16 protein-coding genes are annotated in these 14,135 nt (G+C 50.6%); 8 read left to right on the top strand and 8 right to left on the bottom strand.

Going from position 1 to position 14,135, the window contains the following annotated elements; all coding sequences use genetic code 11:
• From AKG43_RS09665 to AKG43_RS09655, 3 genes are all read right to left on the bottom strand, one after another.
• Positions 1 to 816 (bottom strand): IS5 family transposase (locus tag AKG43_RS09665; protein WP_054600359.1); only part of this gene is annotated, 816 nt, incomplete at its 3' end.
• 288 nt (positions 817 to 1,104) lie between these two features.
• The gene (locus AKG43_RS09660) at positions 1,105 to 2,334 is read right to left on the bottom strand and encodes a PilT/PilU family type 4a pilus ATPase (protein WP_054600358.1); all 1,230 of its coding nucleotides are present in this window, start codon (positions 2,332 to 2,334) and stop codon (positions 1,105 to 1,107) included.
• 28 nt (positions 2,335 to 2,362) lie between these two features.
• Positions 2,363 to 3,403 (bottom strand): type IV pilus twitching motility protein PilT, encoded by a 1,041-nt coding sequence (locus tag AKG43_RS09655; RefSeq protein WP_054600357.1) that lies wholly within the window; start codon positions 3,401 to 3,403, stop codon positions 2,363 to 2,365.
• 167 nt (positions 3,404 to 3,570) lie between these two features.
• Between AKG43_RS09655 and AKG43_RS09650 the strand changes: the two genes are divergently transcribed.
• Positions 3,571 to 4,287, top strand: a complete 717-nt coding sequence (locus tag AKG43_RS09650; protein ID WP_054600362.1) for a YggS family pyridoxal phosphate-dependent enzyme — start codon at positions 3,571 to 3,573, stop codon at positions 4,285 to 4,287.
• 219 nt (positions 4,288 to 4,506) lie between these two features.
• On the opposite strand, the gene AKG43_RS09645 is transcribed toward AKG43_RS09650, so the two are convergent.
• Positions 4,507 to 4,800, bottom strand: a complete 294-nt coding sequence (locus AKG43_RS09645) for a hypothetical protein (protein WP_054600356.1) — start codon at positions 4,798 to 4,800, stop codon at positions 4,507 to 4,509.
• A 128-nt stretch (positions 4,801 to 4,928) separates the two neighbouring features.
• Here AKG43_RS09645 and AKG43_RS09640 point away from each other — a divergent pair, with 128 nt between their 5' ends.
• Both AKG43_RS09640 and AKG43_RS09635 read left to right on the top strand, forming a co-directional pair.
• The gene (locus tag AKG43_RS09640) at positions 4,929 to 5,351 is read left to right on the top strand and encodes a CopD family protein (protein ID WP_054600355.1); all 423 of its coding nucleotides are present in this window, start codon (positions 4,929 to 4,931) and stop codon (positions 5,349 to 5,351) included.
• A 13-nt stretch (positions 5,352 to 5,364) separates the two neighbouring features.
• Positions 5,365 to 5,829, top strand: coding sequence for a CYTH domain-containing protein (locus AKG43_RS09635; RefSeq protein ID WP_054600354.1), 465 nt, complete (start codon positions 5,365 to 5,367; stop codon positions 5,827 to 5,829).
• 94 nt (positions 5,830 to 5,923) lie between these two features.
• On the opposite strand, the gene AKG43_RS09630 is transcribed toward AKG43_RS09635, so the two are convergent.
• Both AKG43_RS09630 and AKG43_RS09625 read right to left on the bottom strand, forming a co-directional pair.
• Positions 5,924 to 6,178 (bottom strand): hypothetical protein, encoded by a 255-nt coding sequence (locus AKG43_RS09630; protein WP_054600353.1) that lies wholly within the window; start codon positions 6,176 to 6,178, stop codon positions 5,924 to 5,926.
• Between the two features lie 237 nt (positions 6,179 to 6,415).
• A complete protein-coding gene (locus AKG43_RS09625) occupies positions 6,416 to 7,306 on the bottom strand; it encodes a DegV family protein (protein ID WP_082403054.1) in 891 nt (296 codons plus the stop codon).
• Between the two features lie 794 nt (positions 7,307 to 8,100).
• On the opposite strand from AKG43_RS09625, the gene AKG43_RS09620 reads away from it, so the two are divergent.
• From AKG43_RS09620 to AKG43_RS09605, 4 genes are all read left to right on the top strand, one after another.
• Positions 8,101 to 8,598 carry a dihydrofolate reductase gene (locus AKG43_RS09620; protein WP_054600351.1) on the top strand — a complete coding sequence of 166 codons (498 nt, stop codon included), beginning with the start codon at positions 8,101 to 8,103 and terminating at the stop codon, positions 8,596 to 8,598.
• A gap of 202 nt (positions 8,599 to 8,800) precedes the next feature.
• On the top strand, positions 8,801 to 8,995 hold the full coding sequence (locus tag AKG43_RS09615; protein ID WP_054600350.1) for a DUF2892 domain-containing protein: 195 nt from the start codon (positions 8,801 to 8,803) through the stop codon (positions 8,993 to 8,995).
• Positions 8,996 to 9,127: 132 nt separating this feature from the next.
• On the top strand, positions 9,128 to 9,652 hold the full coding sequence (locus tag AKG43_RS09610) for a rhodanese family protein (protein ID WP_054600349.1): 525 nt from the start codon (positions 9,128 to 9,130) through the stop codon (positions 9,650 to 9,652).
• Positions 9,653 to 9,760: 108 nt separating this feature from the next.
• On the top strand, positions 9,761 to 10,072 hold the full coding sequence (locus AKG43_RS09605; RefSeq protein ID WP_096777397.1) for a helix-turn-helix transcriptional regulator: 312 nt from the start codon (positions 9,761 to 9,763) through the stop codon (positions 10,070 to 10,072).
• A 60-nt stretch (positions 10,073 to 10,132) separates the two neighbouring features.
• Here AKG43_RS09605 and lpxC read toward each other — a convergent pair whose 3' ends face one another.
• Positions 10,133 to 11,050, bottom strand: a complete 918-nt coding sequence (gene lpxC, locus AKG43_RS09600) for a UDP-3-O-acyl-N-acetylglucosamine deacetylase (RefSeq protein WP_054600347.1) — start codon at positions 11,048 to 11,050, stop codon at positions 10,133 to 10,135.
• A 490-nt stretch (positions 11,051 to 11,540) separates the two neighbouring features.
• On the opposite strand from lpxC, the gene gap reads away from it, so the two are divergent.
• On the top strand, positions 11,541 to 12,545 hold the full coding sequence (gap, locus tag AKG43_RS09595) for a type I glyceraldehyde-3-phosphate dehydrogenase (protein WP_054600346.1): 1,005 nt from the start codon (positions 11,541 to 11,543) through the stop codon (positions 12,543 to 12,545).
• Positions 12,546 to 12,660: 115 nt separating this feature from the next.
• Here gap and AKG43_RS09590 read toward each other — a convergent pair whose 3' ends face one another.
• Positions 12,661 to 14,001, bottom strand: a complete 1,341-nt coding sequence (locus tag AKG43_RS09590) for a murein transglycosylase A (RefSeq protein ID WP_054600345.1) — start codon at positions 13,999 to 14,001, stop codon at positions 12,661 to 12,663.
• Positions 14,002 to 14,135 lie beyond the last annotated feature (134 nt).

The raw sequence follows: 14,135 nt of genomic DNA, 5'->3' as shown, positions 1-14,135 counted from the left end.
TTTCTGCTCTTGACTTAATGGGCAGCCACGGTGTGCTTTTTGCATGATGCCGTCCCGCAGCTGACGTTCTTCCAAATGTTGCCGGTTTTCCATGCTGTCGTAGCCTTTATCGGCATAGACGGTGCTGTATTCTGCGATGTCTGCCAGTAATGGCAGCAGGTGTTTACACTCATGAGCATTGGCCGGAGTGATGTGCAGTTTCTCGATATAGCCGTCCGCATCGGTGCGGGTGTGTTGTTTGTAGCCCGGATGGAAGCGGCCGTCTTTTTTGATCCACCTGGCATCCGGGTCTTTGCCGGGGGTGGTTTCGCCACAGACAACGCCTTCGTCATCCACTTCGATGGCCTGACGCTGTTTGCCGCCGGCCGTCTGAATAATGGTGGCGTCAACGATGGCGGCGGATGCTTTCTCTACTTTTAAGCCCTGGTCAGTCAGTTGGCGGTTAATCAGATCCAGCAGTCCGGCCAGGGTGTTGTCTTGTGCCAGCCAGTTGCGGAAACGGCAGAGGGTGCTGTGGTCGGGAATGCGGAAGTCGTCGAAGCGGCAGAAGAGTTGGAAATCAATGCGGGTGATGAGGCTGTATTCGAGTTCGGGGTCGGAGAGGCTGTGCCATTGGCCGAGCAGGACGGCTTTGAACATGGAGAGCAAAGGATAAGCGGGACGGCCGCCGTTGTCGCGCACGTAGCGGGTTTTGCGGCCGGCGAGGTATTGTTCGATGGGTGCCCAGTCAAGAATACGGTCGAGTTTGATGAGTGGGAAGCGGTCAAGATGTTTTTCGATGTGGTGGAGGGCGTCGGTGTGTAAAAAGCTGCTCATGAACAAAATCCTCTAAATTCCCAGAGTTTGATGTGAGTGGGAATTTAATTTAAAGAATTTTTGAGGGTTTTGCAAAGGTCTCAGGCTATGGCCTTTCTCTTTCAACAACACTTCGGCATGACCTTTGTGGAAAGGCGCATTCTCCATTACCACCACACTGTTGGCAGAAAGCTGCGGTATCAACATTCTTTCCGCCCAAGCATCAAAAGGGGCGGATATATTATCCGCCCCTAAGGTTGTTTTCCATCCGAAACCGGCATATTGATTATGACAAATACCGGTGTGGATTTACATCAAGTTCAAATCGCTGATTCTGTCGTATAAGCGTTCGGGGTTGTCGCCTTCTTCGTGCAGCTGGATACGCAGACGCAAATCGTTGGCGGAATCAGCTTGGCGCAGGGCTTCGTCGTATTCGATCTGGTCTTTGAGATAAAGGTCGAACAGGTTTTGGTCGAATGTTTGCATGCCTTCTACGCTTGAGCGCGTCATCAGATCGCGGATTTCCAACAATTCACCCTTGAAAATCAAATCCTGCATAGCCGGTGTGTTGAGCAGCAGGTCGATGACGGCGGTGCGTTGGTGGCGGCCTTTTTTAAGCACCAAACGCTGGCCGATGATAGCGGTCAAGTTGAGTGCCAAATCCATCAATACTTGTGCTTGGCGGTCTTCGGGGTAGAAGTTGAGAATCCGTTCGATGGCTTGGGCGGCATTGTTGGCGTGCAGGGTAAATACGCACAAGTGGCCGGTTTGTGCCAGTTGCAAGGCGTGTTCCATACTGGCTTCACTGCGCACCTCACCGATACATACTACATCGGGTGCCTGACGCATGGCGTTTTGCACGGCCAGTTTCCAATCTGCGGTGTCGATGCCGATTTCGCGTTGGGTGATGATACAGCGGCGCGGCTGGTAGAGATATTCGATGGGGTCTTCGATGGTAACGATATGGCCGGGCACTTTTTGGTTGCGGTGGTCGATCATGGCCGCCATCGAAGTGGATTTACCCGAACCGGTGGGGCCGGCCAAAATGAGCAGGCCGCGGGGCGTGAGTGCCAAGTCTTTGAGTTTTTGCGGCAAAGAAAGCTCATCTACCGTCGGCACGCGTTGGTTGATGCGGCGCAATACCATGCCGCAGCGGCCTTGCTCGTGATAGGCGTTGACACGGTATCGGGTGTTGCTGCGCGATTGCACCGAATAGTTCAGTTCCAATTCGCGGTTGAACGCTTCGAGTTGGTCGTCGTTCATGGTCGATTGGATGATTTCGGCGGTGTCTTTGCCGTTTAATGCTTTGTGGGGCATCGGGGTCATCACGCCGTTTACTTTCAGCGCGGGCGGAAAACCTGCGCTGATAAAGATATCGGACGCGCTGCGTTGTTCGGCTTCCTGACACATGCGGTCGAGCAAGGGGTGCAGATGTGCGCCGATTTCGGCAGGCGTGGGAATGTGCGGCGGCTGGTTTTTTTCTGAATAAGCCTGAACCATTTCCGCCAGCAGGTTGTGCAGTTGGTTGGATTCGCTCATGGTGTTTTACCCTTATGTGTTTGTTTCATCATAAAATCAGATCGGAGCTTTGCGCTTTGCTGCGTGCGGTTTCCGGGCTGATCGCACCCTGGCGCACCAGATTTTGCAAGGCTTGGTCGAGCGTTTGCATACCGTGTGCCTGACCGGTTTGCAGGGCGGAGTTGATTTGGGCGATTTTGTTTTCGCGGATCAGGTTGCGCACGGCAGGGGTGGACACCAAAATTTCATGTGCAGCCACACGGCCGTTGCCGTCGCGGGTTTTCAGCAGGGTTTGCGAAATCACGGCGCGCAGCGATTCGGAAAGCATGGAGCGCACCATCTCTTTTTCGCCGGCCGGGAATACGTCGACGATACGGTCAACGGTTTTGGCGGCGCCGGTGGTGTGCAGAGTGCCGAATACCAAGTGGCCGGTTTCGGCGGCGGTGAGGGCGAGGCCGATGGTTTCGGGGTCGCGCATCTCACCCACCAGAATCACGTCGGGGTCTTCACGCAAGGCGGATTTGAGGGCGTTGGCGAAGCTGTGGGTGTGTTGGTGGAGTTCGCGCTGGTTGATGAGGGATTTTTTGCTGGTGTGCACAAACTCGATAGGGTCTTCGATGGTAAGGATGTGTGCGGGTTGGGTGTCGTTGATGTAGTTGATCATGGCCGCCAGCGTGGTGGATTTACCCGAACCGGTGGGGCCGGTTACTAGAACGAGACCGCGCGGATTGTCGGCGATTTTTTGGAAAATACGCGGGGCTTTTAAGTCTTCCAAAGTTAATACGGTGCTGGGAATGGTACGGAATACGGCTGCCGGGCCGCGGTTGGTCATGAATGCGTTTACACGGAAACGCGCAACATTGGGCAGCTCGAATGAAAAGTCTACTTCCATGTTTTGTTGATAGACTTTGCGCTGGTAATCGTTCATCACCGAAGTAATCATATTGCCCACCTCGTCGCTGCCCATTTCGGGCAGGTTGATGCGGCGCACGTCGCCGTGTACGCGGATCATGGGCGGCAGGTCTGAGCTGAGGTGGAGGTCGGATGCTTTGTTTTTGACACCAAACGCGAGTAAGTCGGTAATTTGCATAATGTGGCCTTGCTTTTTAAGTTAAAATTTTCTGAGCCGTTTGCATTCTGTATGTTGACGGCCAAGGTTATTCAGCCGTTTATTTTAAATAGATAAAGTTGTTAAACCAAGTAAAAATTTAATTATTTTTGCTAACGGTACAAAAACCGTGGAATATGGAAAAAATCATGACAAGGCTGCAACAGAATTATCGGGATGTATTGGCGGCAATCGGCCGTGCGGAAGCGGCGGCACACCGCAAGGCGGGCAGCGTGAATCTGGTGGCGGTGAGCAAAACCTTTCCTGCAGGCGATATCCGCGAAGCGTATGCGGCGGGTGCGCGTGATTTCGGCGAAAACTATATTCAGGAATGGTATGGTAAAACGGAAGAATTGGCCGATTTGCCGGATATTGTGTGGCATGTGATCGGTGATGTTCAGTCCAACAAAACCCGTTTTGTTGCCGAGCGGGCGCATTGGCTGCACACGGTAAGCCGTTTAAAAACCGCACGCCGTTTGAGCGAACAGAGGCCGTCTGAAATGCCGCCTTTGCAGGTATGTATCGAGGTAAATATTGCAGGCGAGCCGGGCAAGCACGGTGTGGCGCCGGAGGAAGCGGTGGCACTGGCCTGCGAAACGGCGAAGCTGCAGCGTTTGCAGGTGCGCGGTTTTATGTGTGTGGCCGAAGCGGATGCCGATGCCGATGCCCTGCGCAGTCAGTTTGGCCGGATGGAGCAGTTGTTGGCCGACTTGAATGCAGCCGGTGTGCAGGCAGATGTGCTGTCGATGGGCATGTCGGCCGATATGGAAACCGCGATTGCCTGCGGTGCAACGCATGTGCGGGTGGGCAGTGCGATTTTCGGCAAGCGGGATTATGCGGATAAATCAAGTAGTAGAGATGTTTAAAGGCCGTCTGAAAGCTTGCAAAACTCGCTTTCAGACGGCCTTTGGTTTAGGGCGTGTCGTTAGAAAGCATTGCGGCGGCATTTTTGGTCAAAATCCACATCTGCGGCGTTAAAAATGCGCGCAAGATGTCCAATCTTGCTGTGCTTTTTGCCTTGCATCTGCGGATTTTGCCTCAAAAATCCGCTTCACAAGCCTTCTAACGACACGCCCTAGGACATATCAGCGTTTCTTCTGATTGGTATTTTTACTGCCTTTCGGTTTCTTGTCGGCAGCATTCAAGCGTGCGGCAACAAACTCTACCATCAGGTCTTTTTTCTCCCAAAAAAACTTCTGCATTTTTTCGAGCGAATAGATTTTTCTTACCATCGCGGGCAGGCCGTTGTGGATGATGGCGGCGACTTCGCGGTTGCGTTCTTCGCTATCCATCGCGGTTTTCAGGTCGGTATTGCGCTCATCAAGATAGGCTTGGAGTTCTTTTTTGACGCCACCGTGAATTTCGAATTGTTTGATCATGTTGTTTTCCCTTTCGTGTAAAGTGCGGCGGTATTTTAGCAAAAAAGCCCGACCGGCCTACAAATCTTAACTATCGGGGCGTGTTTGGGGCTACAATATGTCGGTTATTTTCCAAAGGCCGTCTGAAAATGTATTTATGGTTCAAACTGCTGCATGTGTTTTTTATCATTTCGTGGTTTGCCGGGCTTTTTTACCTGCCGCGTATTTATGTGAATCTGGCACAGGTGGAAACAGGTAACCGCGGCGAATATCTGCGTTTGTTGGGCATGGCGAGGCGGTTGTTTAGGTTTATGACGCCGCTGGGAATCGGTGCGGTAATAACCGGCTTTGTGATTCCCTTTGCCACCGGTTGGTGGGGCATGGGCTGGGTGCATACGAAAGTAACGCTGGGCGTGGTTTTGCTGGGTTACCATTTTTACTGCTACCGCCTGCTGCTGGATTTTGAGGATAACCGCAACCGCTATTCGCATAAGTGGTTTCGCGTGTTTAACGAAATTCCGGTGGTGATTATGATTGCTGCTTTGTATCTTGTTGTATTCAAACCATTTTGAGGCCGTCTGAATCATGACTATCGAAATCGAACGCCGTTTTCTTTTAAAAAACGACAGCTGGCGCGAGGAAGCCGGCGAGCCGGAAATGATGCGGCAGGGTTATTTGAGTGTGGATAAGGAATGCACGATCCGCGTGCGGATTGTCGGCCGCAAAGCGTGGCTGGCGTTGAAGGGCTATATTTCCGATACCACCCGCAGTGAGTTTGAATATGAAATTCCGGTGGCGCACGCGGAGCAGATGATGCAGACGATGTGCCCGTTTAAGCTGGAAAAACACCGCTATAAAATCGAATACCGCGGTTTTATGTTTGAAATCGACGAATATTTCGGCGACAACGCGCCTTTGGTGGTGGCGGAACTGGAATTGCCGGGAGAAGGCGTGCCGTTTGAAAAACCCGATTGGTTGGGCGAGGAAATCACATCGAACGGTAAATTTACCAATGCTTATTTGAGCAAGCATCCTTATTCGCAGTGGTAATCCAACATATTGTTTGTGCCATCTAAAACAGGCCGTCTGAAATCTATTCAGACGGCCTGTTTGTTTGGGAGAAACAGTGAGTAAGATGCCCGTATTAACGGCTTTCGTTACGGCCTAAAGATTGGTAGGCATCGCTTTCGGGGGCAACGTGGTTGGTTGCGGTAAATTTAATACGGTCATCTTTTTTGGCAGTAGGTTTAACGCCGGGGTAATGAACTTCTTGAAGGTTGGCCAAAGGACGGTTTGAGTCGTTGGCGTGGTTCCATTCAGGCAGATCTACACCGCGTGCAGAAGCTAAAGAAGCAGCTGAAAGAGCGATGGCGGCAAAAATGGTAGTAGTTTTTTTCATGGTAAATTCCTTTTCCAAGTTAATGTGTTAATTTGAATGAAATACCGACTGATTGCTTGGTCGGCTTTATCGAATGAGTGCATTGTAATGAATCACTATTGGTAGATAAATACAGATTTTGTTGATTATTTGTTTCTTATTAGGAAACATTAAAACGAACGGGCAAAAAACCATAGGCCGTCTGAAAGCATTGTTAAGCAGTTTCATGTTTTTATTTTATGAAATCAACATAATGGATTATTCGGGCAAACGCTCTACAATGCCGATGCCGATGGCATTCAAACCTGCGTAAACGCCTATTGCCGGCGAAATCGGCAGGCCGTTTTCCAAATGAAGGCCGGTTTTTTGATGCAGTTTGGCGGCAAATTGCTGATAAAGCCCGTAATCGCCGCAATAACCGCCGGATATGACCAGATGGGTGGGGTTTTTATCGGTTGTGATCACCATCAGTGCTTCGATAAGGCGTTCTATCATTTGTTCGTTGTCTTGTATGCTGGCCAAATGCGAAATGCCCTTTGAATTGAGGCGCAATATGGTTTTCAAACCCAACCAATCGTTAAATGCTGCGCCCATGCGCATCAGGCCTTCGCTGCGGGCAAGCTGGGTGAGCGATTGCACGCCGAAAATCAATTCGCAACGCGGTTTAAGCCGTTCCAAATAATCGAGCACTTCGGCGCTGCTTTTACCCGCTGCGAGCAGGCGGTGTGCTTCGAGCGCGAAAAAGCCTTCGGGCATACAGGTTGTGCCGGTATCGACAACATGCACTTTAATATCGTTGTGCATTTCTTCGGCCACCGAACGGATAACATTGAAACTTTCGCTGAGTTTGCTGGCGATGGTGGTAACAATGGCTTCGCGGTAGCCCTGTTTTTTCAAATAAAGAAAGGTTTTGCGCAAACAGTCTTCTCTAGGCGGCGAAGTGCTCAGCAACTCGTCGGGATGTTCGCGCATCCAGTCGAAAAATTCTTCCGATTTCAAATTACAGCCGTCGGCATGGCTTTGGCCGTGCATGTGCACGCGCAAGCGGAGAATGTCGATGGGGCTGTTGCGGTCGAGCACGCTGTCGAGCATGCCGGTTGAAGTAGATAAAACGGCACAACGGTAAAGTGAATACGAACCCGCCATCATGATTTCCTTAAATTAAAGTTATAGGTTGTGGTTAAGCAATAGCCCGTTATTGCGGTGGTTTAACGCGGATCCGGGCTACGGAAAAGCATGACAATATTGTTTTGGAGCTTGCCGTAAGTTAACTGACGGTACACCCGAACGATTATAGAAAGGAAAACGGTTCTGCAAGCCGTTAAAGCAGCAACAGAATCGCTTTGTTGCTTGGTATCAAAAATGTGTTGATTAAGTGTAAGGGTAAAAATTCATTCCGTTTCATTATAATCGGTTGGAATTAATGATAAGCGGTAATATTTATTTTGTCCATGATAATAATATGGATTAAATCAAATATAATTAATATTTTTATTGTGATATTGAATGAGATACATGCTAAAAGCTGCCGCCTGTGCCGACGGTAGTGTTTGGCGGTATCGGCTCAATAAGGCTTCGGTATGGTTAATCAACTTAACTCTTAATAAAATAAAGCGTTGCTGTGCCTTAGCTCAAAGAGAACGATTGTATAAGCGGCTGAAGCGGCACAGAATCGGTTCCGTATTACCCATACCGTCCGCGGCTTGCTGCCCTGTATGAAAAACGGGTTGATTGGCTTATCGTGTGCCCAAGTCTCAGGCCGTCTGAAAAAATAACGCCAAAACTGTGCACAATCTTCAGATGCGGATGCGGTTCAAGGCATGGCACTGTGCAGCGCACAAATGCGCCGCAAATGGGTTTTGCAAAGGTTTCAATGCTTCTTAGGCAAAGCAGGTTATTTGATTTACAATGAGGCCGTCTGAAACGCCGTTTACGGATAACTTATGCAAAAAATTACTCTGATTGCCGCTTGCGATAACCGCAACTGTATCGGCATAAACAACACGATGCCGTGGCATCTGCCTGAAGATTTTGCCTTTTTCCGTAGCTATACCGGCGGCAAACCTGTGATTATGGGCCGGAAAACATGGGAATCGCTGCCCAAAAAACCTTTGCCCGGCCGCCGCAATATTGTTGTTACCCGTCAGGCAGACTATGCGGCCGAAGGTGCCGAAACCGTTTGCGACCTGCAAAGTGCGTTGGAAATGTGTGCCGAAGCGGAAGAAATCATCATCATGGGCGGCGCGCAAATTTATACCCAAGCCCTGTCTTTGGCTACCGATTTGCGTATTACCGAAATCGATTTGGATGTGGCGGGCGATGCGTTTTTTCCCGACATTCACCCCGATGATTGGCACGTAAACCGAGAGGGATTACGCACTGCCGAAAACGGCATCAATTATGAATTTGTGCATTACCGGCGTGTTTCGTCACAAAAATAACATGACGAAATAACCGTTTGCGATTTCTGCCACCTCTCTATGAGCCTAGCTGCAATTCTGCAATACGCGGGCACTTTGGCAAAGCTTTAGGCCGTCTGAAATGTTCAGACGGCTTTTTGCATTGACATTTATTATTTTTCACATATATAATTTAGTTTATATAAATGAAATTTCAAATGTTTATACCAAACGGAGAAATGCCATGAAACGCAATGTAGGCGGTATCGATAAAGTAATCCGTATTGTTGCAGGTGCGGTTTTGATGATTTTGGCTGCTACCGGCACCATAGGTTGGTGGGGTTGGTTGGGTGTGATTCCTTTGGCTACCGGCCTGATGTCGAATTGCCTGATCTACACCTTGCTGGGCATCAATACCTGCCCGAGCGACAAACGCTGAACAAAGCAGCAACAGGCCGTCTGAATATTCGGTTCAGACGGCCTCAAACCTTGAGCTAAGGCGTTGCAATGCCGTAGTAAAAATCAAGTTGGTTGATTACAAAAAACAAATGAACAACACGAAAGAACACACATGAACATCAAAACAATCACGCCTAACCACGCCAAACGCAAACTGGAGCAGGGAGCGGTGTTAGTCGATATCCGCCAGCCCGACGAATACCGCCGCGAACATATCGAACACTCGCTTTTGCAACCTTTGGATCAAATCAAGCAGCAAGGTTTGCCCGAAGCGGCACAACAGGCATCTTGCGTGATTTTTCATTGTAAATCGGGTATGCGCACCCGCAATGCGGCAGAGATTTTGGCACAGTGCTGCGGCGGCAAAGAAGCGTTTGTTCTCGAAAAAGGGTTAGACGGTTGGAAATCGGCCGGGCTGCCTACTCAAGCCGACCGCTCCCAACCGCTTGAAATGATGCGTCAGGTACAGATTGCCGCCGGAACCTTAATCTTAACCGGCGCGGTGCTGGGCTGGTTGGTTTCGCCGGCTTTTTACCTGCTGTGCGCCTTTGTTGGCTTGGGTTTGCTCACTGCGGGCATTACCGGCTTTTGCGGTATGGCAAGGTTGTTGGCGGTTATGCCGTGGAACCGTCAATAAGCATACAGACTGTGAAAAATATATTTAAGGCCGTCTGAAAAATCTTTAAAAGCAATATTATTCCGCTATACAATGCGCAACGATGTTGATTAAAGAGAAATGACATACATGGAAGAAATGTTTTCCAAATACCAAGAAGCCACGGCTTTTTTGAAGCTGATGGCCAATACCAACCGTTTAGCCGTATTGTGCAGTTTGCAGGACCAACGCCGTAATGTAACCGAATTGGCCAAAATGGCCGGATTGCCCCAAGCCGCAATGTCGAGCCAACTGGCCTTGCTGCGTGAAGCCGGATTGGTTGATTGTGAAATCAAACACCGGGAACGCCTGTATTACATCACCGACGAACGTGTTACCCAAACCATAGGGCTGCTTTATTCGTTTTTTTGCAGCGAAGAAACACAACAACCCAAACCATAATAGATGAGGCCGTCTGAACCATTCAGACGGCCTCATTTGATTGATAAAGGCTTAGCGGCTTTAAGCGGCGGAAGGCAGGCTGTGGAATGCGGCTGGCAAATCTTCATCACGCGCAAACTCTACCCATTCGTAGCAGGTTTCGTCTGCCAGAATGGCGCGCAGCAACGCGTTGTTGATGGCGTGGCCGGATTTATAGCCTTCAAACGCGCCGATAATCGGATGGCCGACGATATACAGATCGCCGATGGCATCGAGAATTTTATGGCGCACAAATTCGTCGGGATAACGCAAACCTTCGGGGTTCAACACATCGGTGTCGTCGATTACGATGGCGTTGGAAAGATTGCCGCCCAAACCGAGATTGTGCGAGCGCATCAATTCCACTTCCTGCATAAAGCCGAACGTGCGGGCGCGGGCGATTTCGTCGATATACGATTTTCCGGCGAAGTCGATTTCAAAAGTGGGGCTGCTGCGGTTAAACACGGGGTGGTCGAATTCGATGGTCAGCGTTACCTTGAAGCCGTCGTAAGGGGTAAAACGCACCCACTTGCCGCTTTCTTGCACTTCTACCGGCTTCAAAATCTTTAAAAAGCGTTTTTGGGCTTTTTGATCGACAATACCCGCATCTTGCAGCAGATAAATAAACGGCAGGCTCGAACCGTCCATAATCGGGATTTCGGGCGCGTTCAATTCGATTAAAGCGTTATCCACACCGTAAGCAGCCAAAGCCGACATGATGTGCTCGATGGTACCGACGCGCACGCCGTGTTCGGTAACCACGGTGGAAGACAAGCGCGTATCGTTAATCAAATAGGGATTGAGCTTGATGGTTTCGCCCTGCACGCCTTCCAAATCGGTGCGGCGGAAAGAAATGCCGCTGTTTTCAGGGGCGGGATTCAGCGTTAATGCCACACGCTCGCCGGAGTGCAGGCCGACGCCGGTAACATGAATGGATTTCGCCAATGTTCTTTGCTGCATGGAATGTTCCTCAACCAACGGGTATATCTGATCAGTATATGGTTTGGATAATACGATAAAACACAACCACCAACATAATCTTTTTAATAGTATTTACTTATCGGCGGATTGGTTTTAAACGCTAAAGCAATAGATGCTGCGGCCTAAATGGGATGAAGTATGGGCTTACCGGATAAGTTGAAAGTTTATTTCATTTTTGCTACATATCGGCTAATGTTTAGAGCGCATCGTTTGATGCGTTTTTATTTTTTAACTAACTGTTTTTAAATTTTAAAACCGATTTTTCCTAATGTAAGTGCCTGAATGGCTTTATCATCTTTTTATTTTAAAATCATATATTAAATTATTCAGACGGCCTTTTGGGCCTTTTACTTAACTTAAATCAGATTTTATGTAGTTTTATGAAAATAATGCTATGAAGTAATTTTATTTCATGGTACAAATAAGGTATTGAAATCCATCCCTATCCGATTGCTTAAGGAGCAGACAAATGAGCATTAAAGTAGCGATTAACGGTTTCGGCCGCATCGGCCGGCTGGCTTTGCGCCAAATCATCAAAACCGACGGTATCGAAGTAGTGGCGGTAAACGATTTAACGCCCGCCGATATGCTGCTGCACCTGTTCAAATACGATTCCACCCAAGGCCGTTTTCAAGGTAAAGCCGAATTAAAAGATGATGCGATTGTGGTAAACGGCAAAGAAATCAAAGTGTTTGCCGACCCCGATCCGGAAAACCTGCCTTGGGGCGAGTTGGGCATTGATGTGGTGCTGGAATGTACGGGCTTCTTCACAAAACAGGAAAAAGCCGAAAAACACATTAAAGCAGGCGCGAAAAAAGTGGTGATTTCCGCTCCCGGCGGCGATATGAAAACCGTGGTTTACGGTGTGAACGAACATGTTTTAGACGGCAGCGAAACCGTGATTTCCGCCGCTTCGTGCACCACCAACTGCTTGGCTCCGATGGCCGACGTGCTGCATAAAGAGTTCGGCATCGTAGAAGGCTTGATGACGACCATCCACGCCTACACCGGCGACCAAAACACCTTAGATGCGCCGCACCGCAAAGGCGACTTCCGCCGCGCCCGTGCCGCTGCATTGAACATCGTGCCGAACACGACCGGCGCGGCCAAAGCCATCGGCTTGGTGATTCCCGATCTGAAAGGCAAATTGGACGGCGCGGCGCAGCGCGTGCCCGTGGCTACCGGTTCGCTTACCGAATTGGTGTCTGTGTTGGAACGCCCCGTTACGGTTGAGGAAGTGAATGCGGCCATGAAAAAGGCTGCCAGCGATTATTATGCTTATAACGAAGACCCGATTGTGTCTTCAGACGTTATCGGCTTGGAAGCAGGCTCTCTGTTTGATGCGACCCAAACCAAAGTGATAACCGTAGGCGACAAACAGCTGGTGAAAACCGTGGCTTGGTACGATAACGAAATGTCTTATACCTGCCAGCTGGTGCGTGTGTTGGCTTATTTTGCCAAGCTGATTAAGTAATCTATCGGTTGGTTTACGCTTCATAAAAATACTAGACAGGCCGTCTGAAAAATACTTTTCAGACGGCCTGAAACTTTTTACAAAGCCGCAAACACGCTGCGGAAACCGCTAAGTTTTACGGACGGTATTCGGGCATCACGCCGTTGGGCAGCAGCTGCCACACATAACCGGTGTGCTTCTGCTTGCCTGCCACCGCACCGGCTTCGTCGCCGTAGCCCCAGAAGTAATCCACGCGCACGGCGCCTTTAATCGCGCTGCCGGTATCTTGCGCCATAATCAGGCGGTTGAGGGCGTAGTTGTTGACGGGATGGGTGGTGGCCACAAACAGCGGTGCGCCGAGGGTGATGTAGTGGCGGTCAACCGCGCCGGCGTATTCGCCCAAGAGCGGTGTGCCGAGTGCGCCGATGGGGCCGTCGTCATTACCGGGCAGTTGGCGGAAAAACACATAGCTGGGGTTTTGGCCCAATACTTCGGCCAAGCGCTGCGGGTTTTGCTGCATGTAGGCTTTGATGCCCTGCATGGTGGTTTGCGCCAAAGTCAGATAGCCCCGGTCGGCCATGTAGCGGCCGATGGATACATAGGGATATTCGTTTTTATCGGCAAAGCCCAAGCGGATGTAGCGGCCGTCGGGTGTTTTCAGACGGCCTGAACCTTGAATGTGCAGAAAAAACAGTTCTACGGGGTCGTCGGCATAGCCCAAAATCGGTGCTTTGCCGTCGAGCGCGCCGCCGTTGATTTGGGCGCGGGTGTAGTAAGGCACGAAGCGGTTGCCGACAAAACGGCCTTTCAAGGCGCGGGTGCGGGCGGTGATGGGGAATTGGCTCAAGTCGGCGGTGTAGGTGCCGTTGGCGTCAATTGCACCTTTATTCTGACTGGTGGGGCGGATGCGCACGGTGGTTTTGCTGTTACGCAGTCCGGCCGGCAATTCTACGGATACGAAGTCGTTCGGAATGCCGTACACGGGGAAGCGGGCTTTGCGCGTGCTGCGCACATCGCCGTGCAGCACCGGCTCGTAATAGCCCGTTACCGTGCCGCCGAGTTTGCCGTTGCCGCTCACCTGCCACGGCGTGAAATATTGCTCGAAAAAGGCTTTGGCGGCGGCGTTTTGATAAGGCGTTTGGGCGGCCTGACGGCACACGTTTTGCCAGTTCGGTTGGGCTTGCAGCTTACCGCAGCCGAGGCGGAATGAGCGCAGGCTTTCGGAGAAATTCTGTTCGTGCCATTGCGGCATGGCGTTGTGGGGAACGACGGTGTAGCTGGCGCCGCCGCCGGGGGTGTGCGTGTAACCTTGCGGCGAGGGTGTGCCGGCCGGAAGCGGTGCGCCGGGCGTAACGACGGGCGGTACGGTTTTGGGCGGCACTTGGGTAACGGGCGGGGATTTTTTGGTTCCGCAGGCGGCCAATACGGCGGAGACGATGCCCAGCAGGGCCAAACGGTAGATTTTTGAACGGTTCATAATTCGATGGAATAAGCAGGCCGTCTGAAACGGCCGGTGTTTAAAAGTAAGGTATAAAACCGAGACCGATGTGCAGGCGGTTTGGTTCATTTCAGCGGAGCCGGTTAGGTTCGCTTTCAGACGGCCCTAGACCT

It is taken from the genome of Neisseria sp. 74A18 (assembly GCF_001308005.1).
Lineage (GTDB): Bacteria > Pseudomonadota > Gammaproteobacteria > Burkholderiales > Neisseriaceae > Neisseria > Neisseria dumasiana.
The sequence above is the reverse complement of the archived record's forward strand: the minus strand, read 5'-3'. Positions and strand labels throughout refer to the sequence as shown.

Coding starts and splice junctions, on each gene's coding strand:
- AKG43_RS09655 (WP_054600357.1), bottom strand. CDS start 3,403: ATGCAAATTACCGACTTACTCGCGTTTGGTGTCAAAAACAAAGCATCC.
- AKG43_RS09650 (WP_054600362.1), top strand. CDS start 3,571: ATGACAAGGCTGCAACAGAATTATCGGGATGTATTGGCGGCAATCGGC.
- AKG43_RS09630 (WP_054600353.1), bottom strand. CDS start 6,178: ATGAAAAAAACTACTACCATTTTTGCCGCCATCGCTCTTTCAGCTGCT.
- AKG43_RS09610 (WP_054600349.1), top strand. CDS start 9,128: ATGAACATCAAAACAATCACGCCTAACCACGCCAAACGCAAACTGGAG.
- AKG43_RS09620 (WP_054600351.1), top strand. CDS start 8,101: ATGCAAAAAATTACTCTGATTGCCGCTTGCGATAACCGCAACTGTATC.
- AKG43_RS09635 (WP_054600354.1), top strand. CDS start 5,365: ATGACTATCGAAATCGAACGCCGTTTTCTTTTAAAAAACGACAGCTGG.
- lpxC (WP_054600347.1), bottom strand. CDS start 11,050: ATGCAGCAAAGAACATTGGCGAAATCCATTCATGTTACCGGCGTCGGC.
- AKG43_RS09660 (WP_054600358.1), bottom strand. CDS start 2,334: ATGAGCGAATCCAACCAACTGCACAACCTGCTGGCGGAAATGGTTCAG.
- AKG43_RS09640 (WP_054600355.1), top strand. CDS start 4,929: ATGTATTTATGGTTCAAACTGCTGCATGTGTTTTTTATCATTTCGTGG.
- AKG43_RS09605 (WP_096777397.1), top strand. CDS start 9,761: ATGGAAGAAATGTTTTCCAAATACCAAGAAGCCACGGCTTTTTTGAAG.
- AKG43_RS09590 (WP_054600345.1), bottom strand. CDS start 14,001: ATGAACCGTTCAAAAATCTACCGTTTGGCCCTGCTGGGCATCGTCTCC.
- gap (WP_054600346.1), top strand. CDS start 11,541: ATGAGCATTAAAGTAGCGATTAACGGTTTCGGCCGCATCGGCCGGCTG.
- AKG43_RS09645 (WP_054600356.1), bottom strand. CDS start 4,800: ATGATCAAACAATTCGAAATTCACGGTGGCGTCAAAAAAGAACTCCAA.
- AKG43_RS09625 (WP_082403054.1), bottom strand. CDS start 7,306: ATGATGGCGGGTTCGTATTCACTTTACCGTTGTGCCGTTTTATCTACT.
- AKG43_RS09615 (WP_054600350.1), top strand. CDS start 8,801: ATGAAACGCAATGTAGGCGGTATCGATAAAGTAATCCGTATTGTTGCA.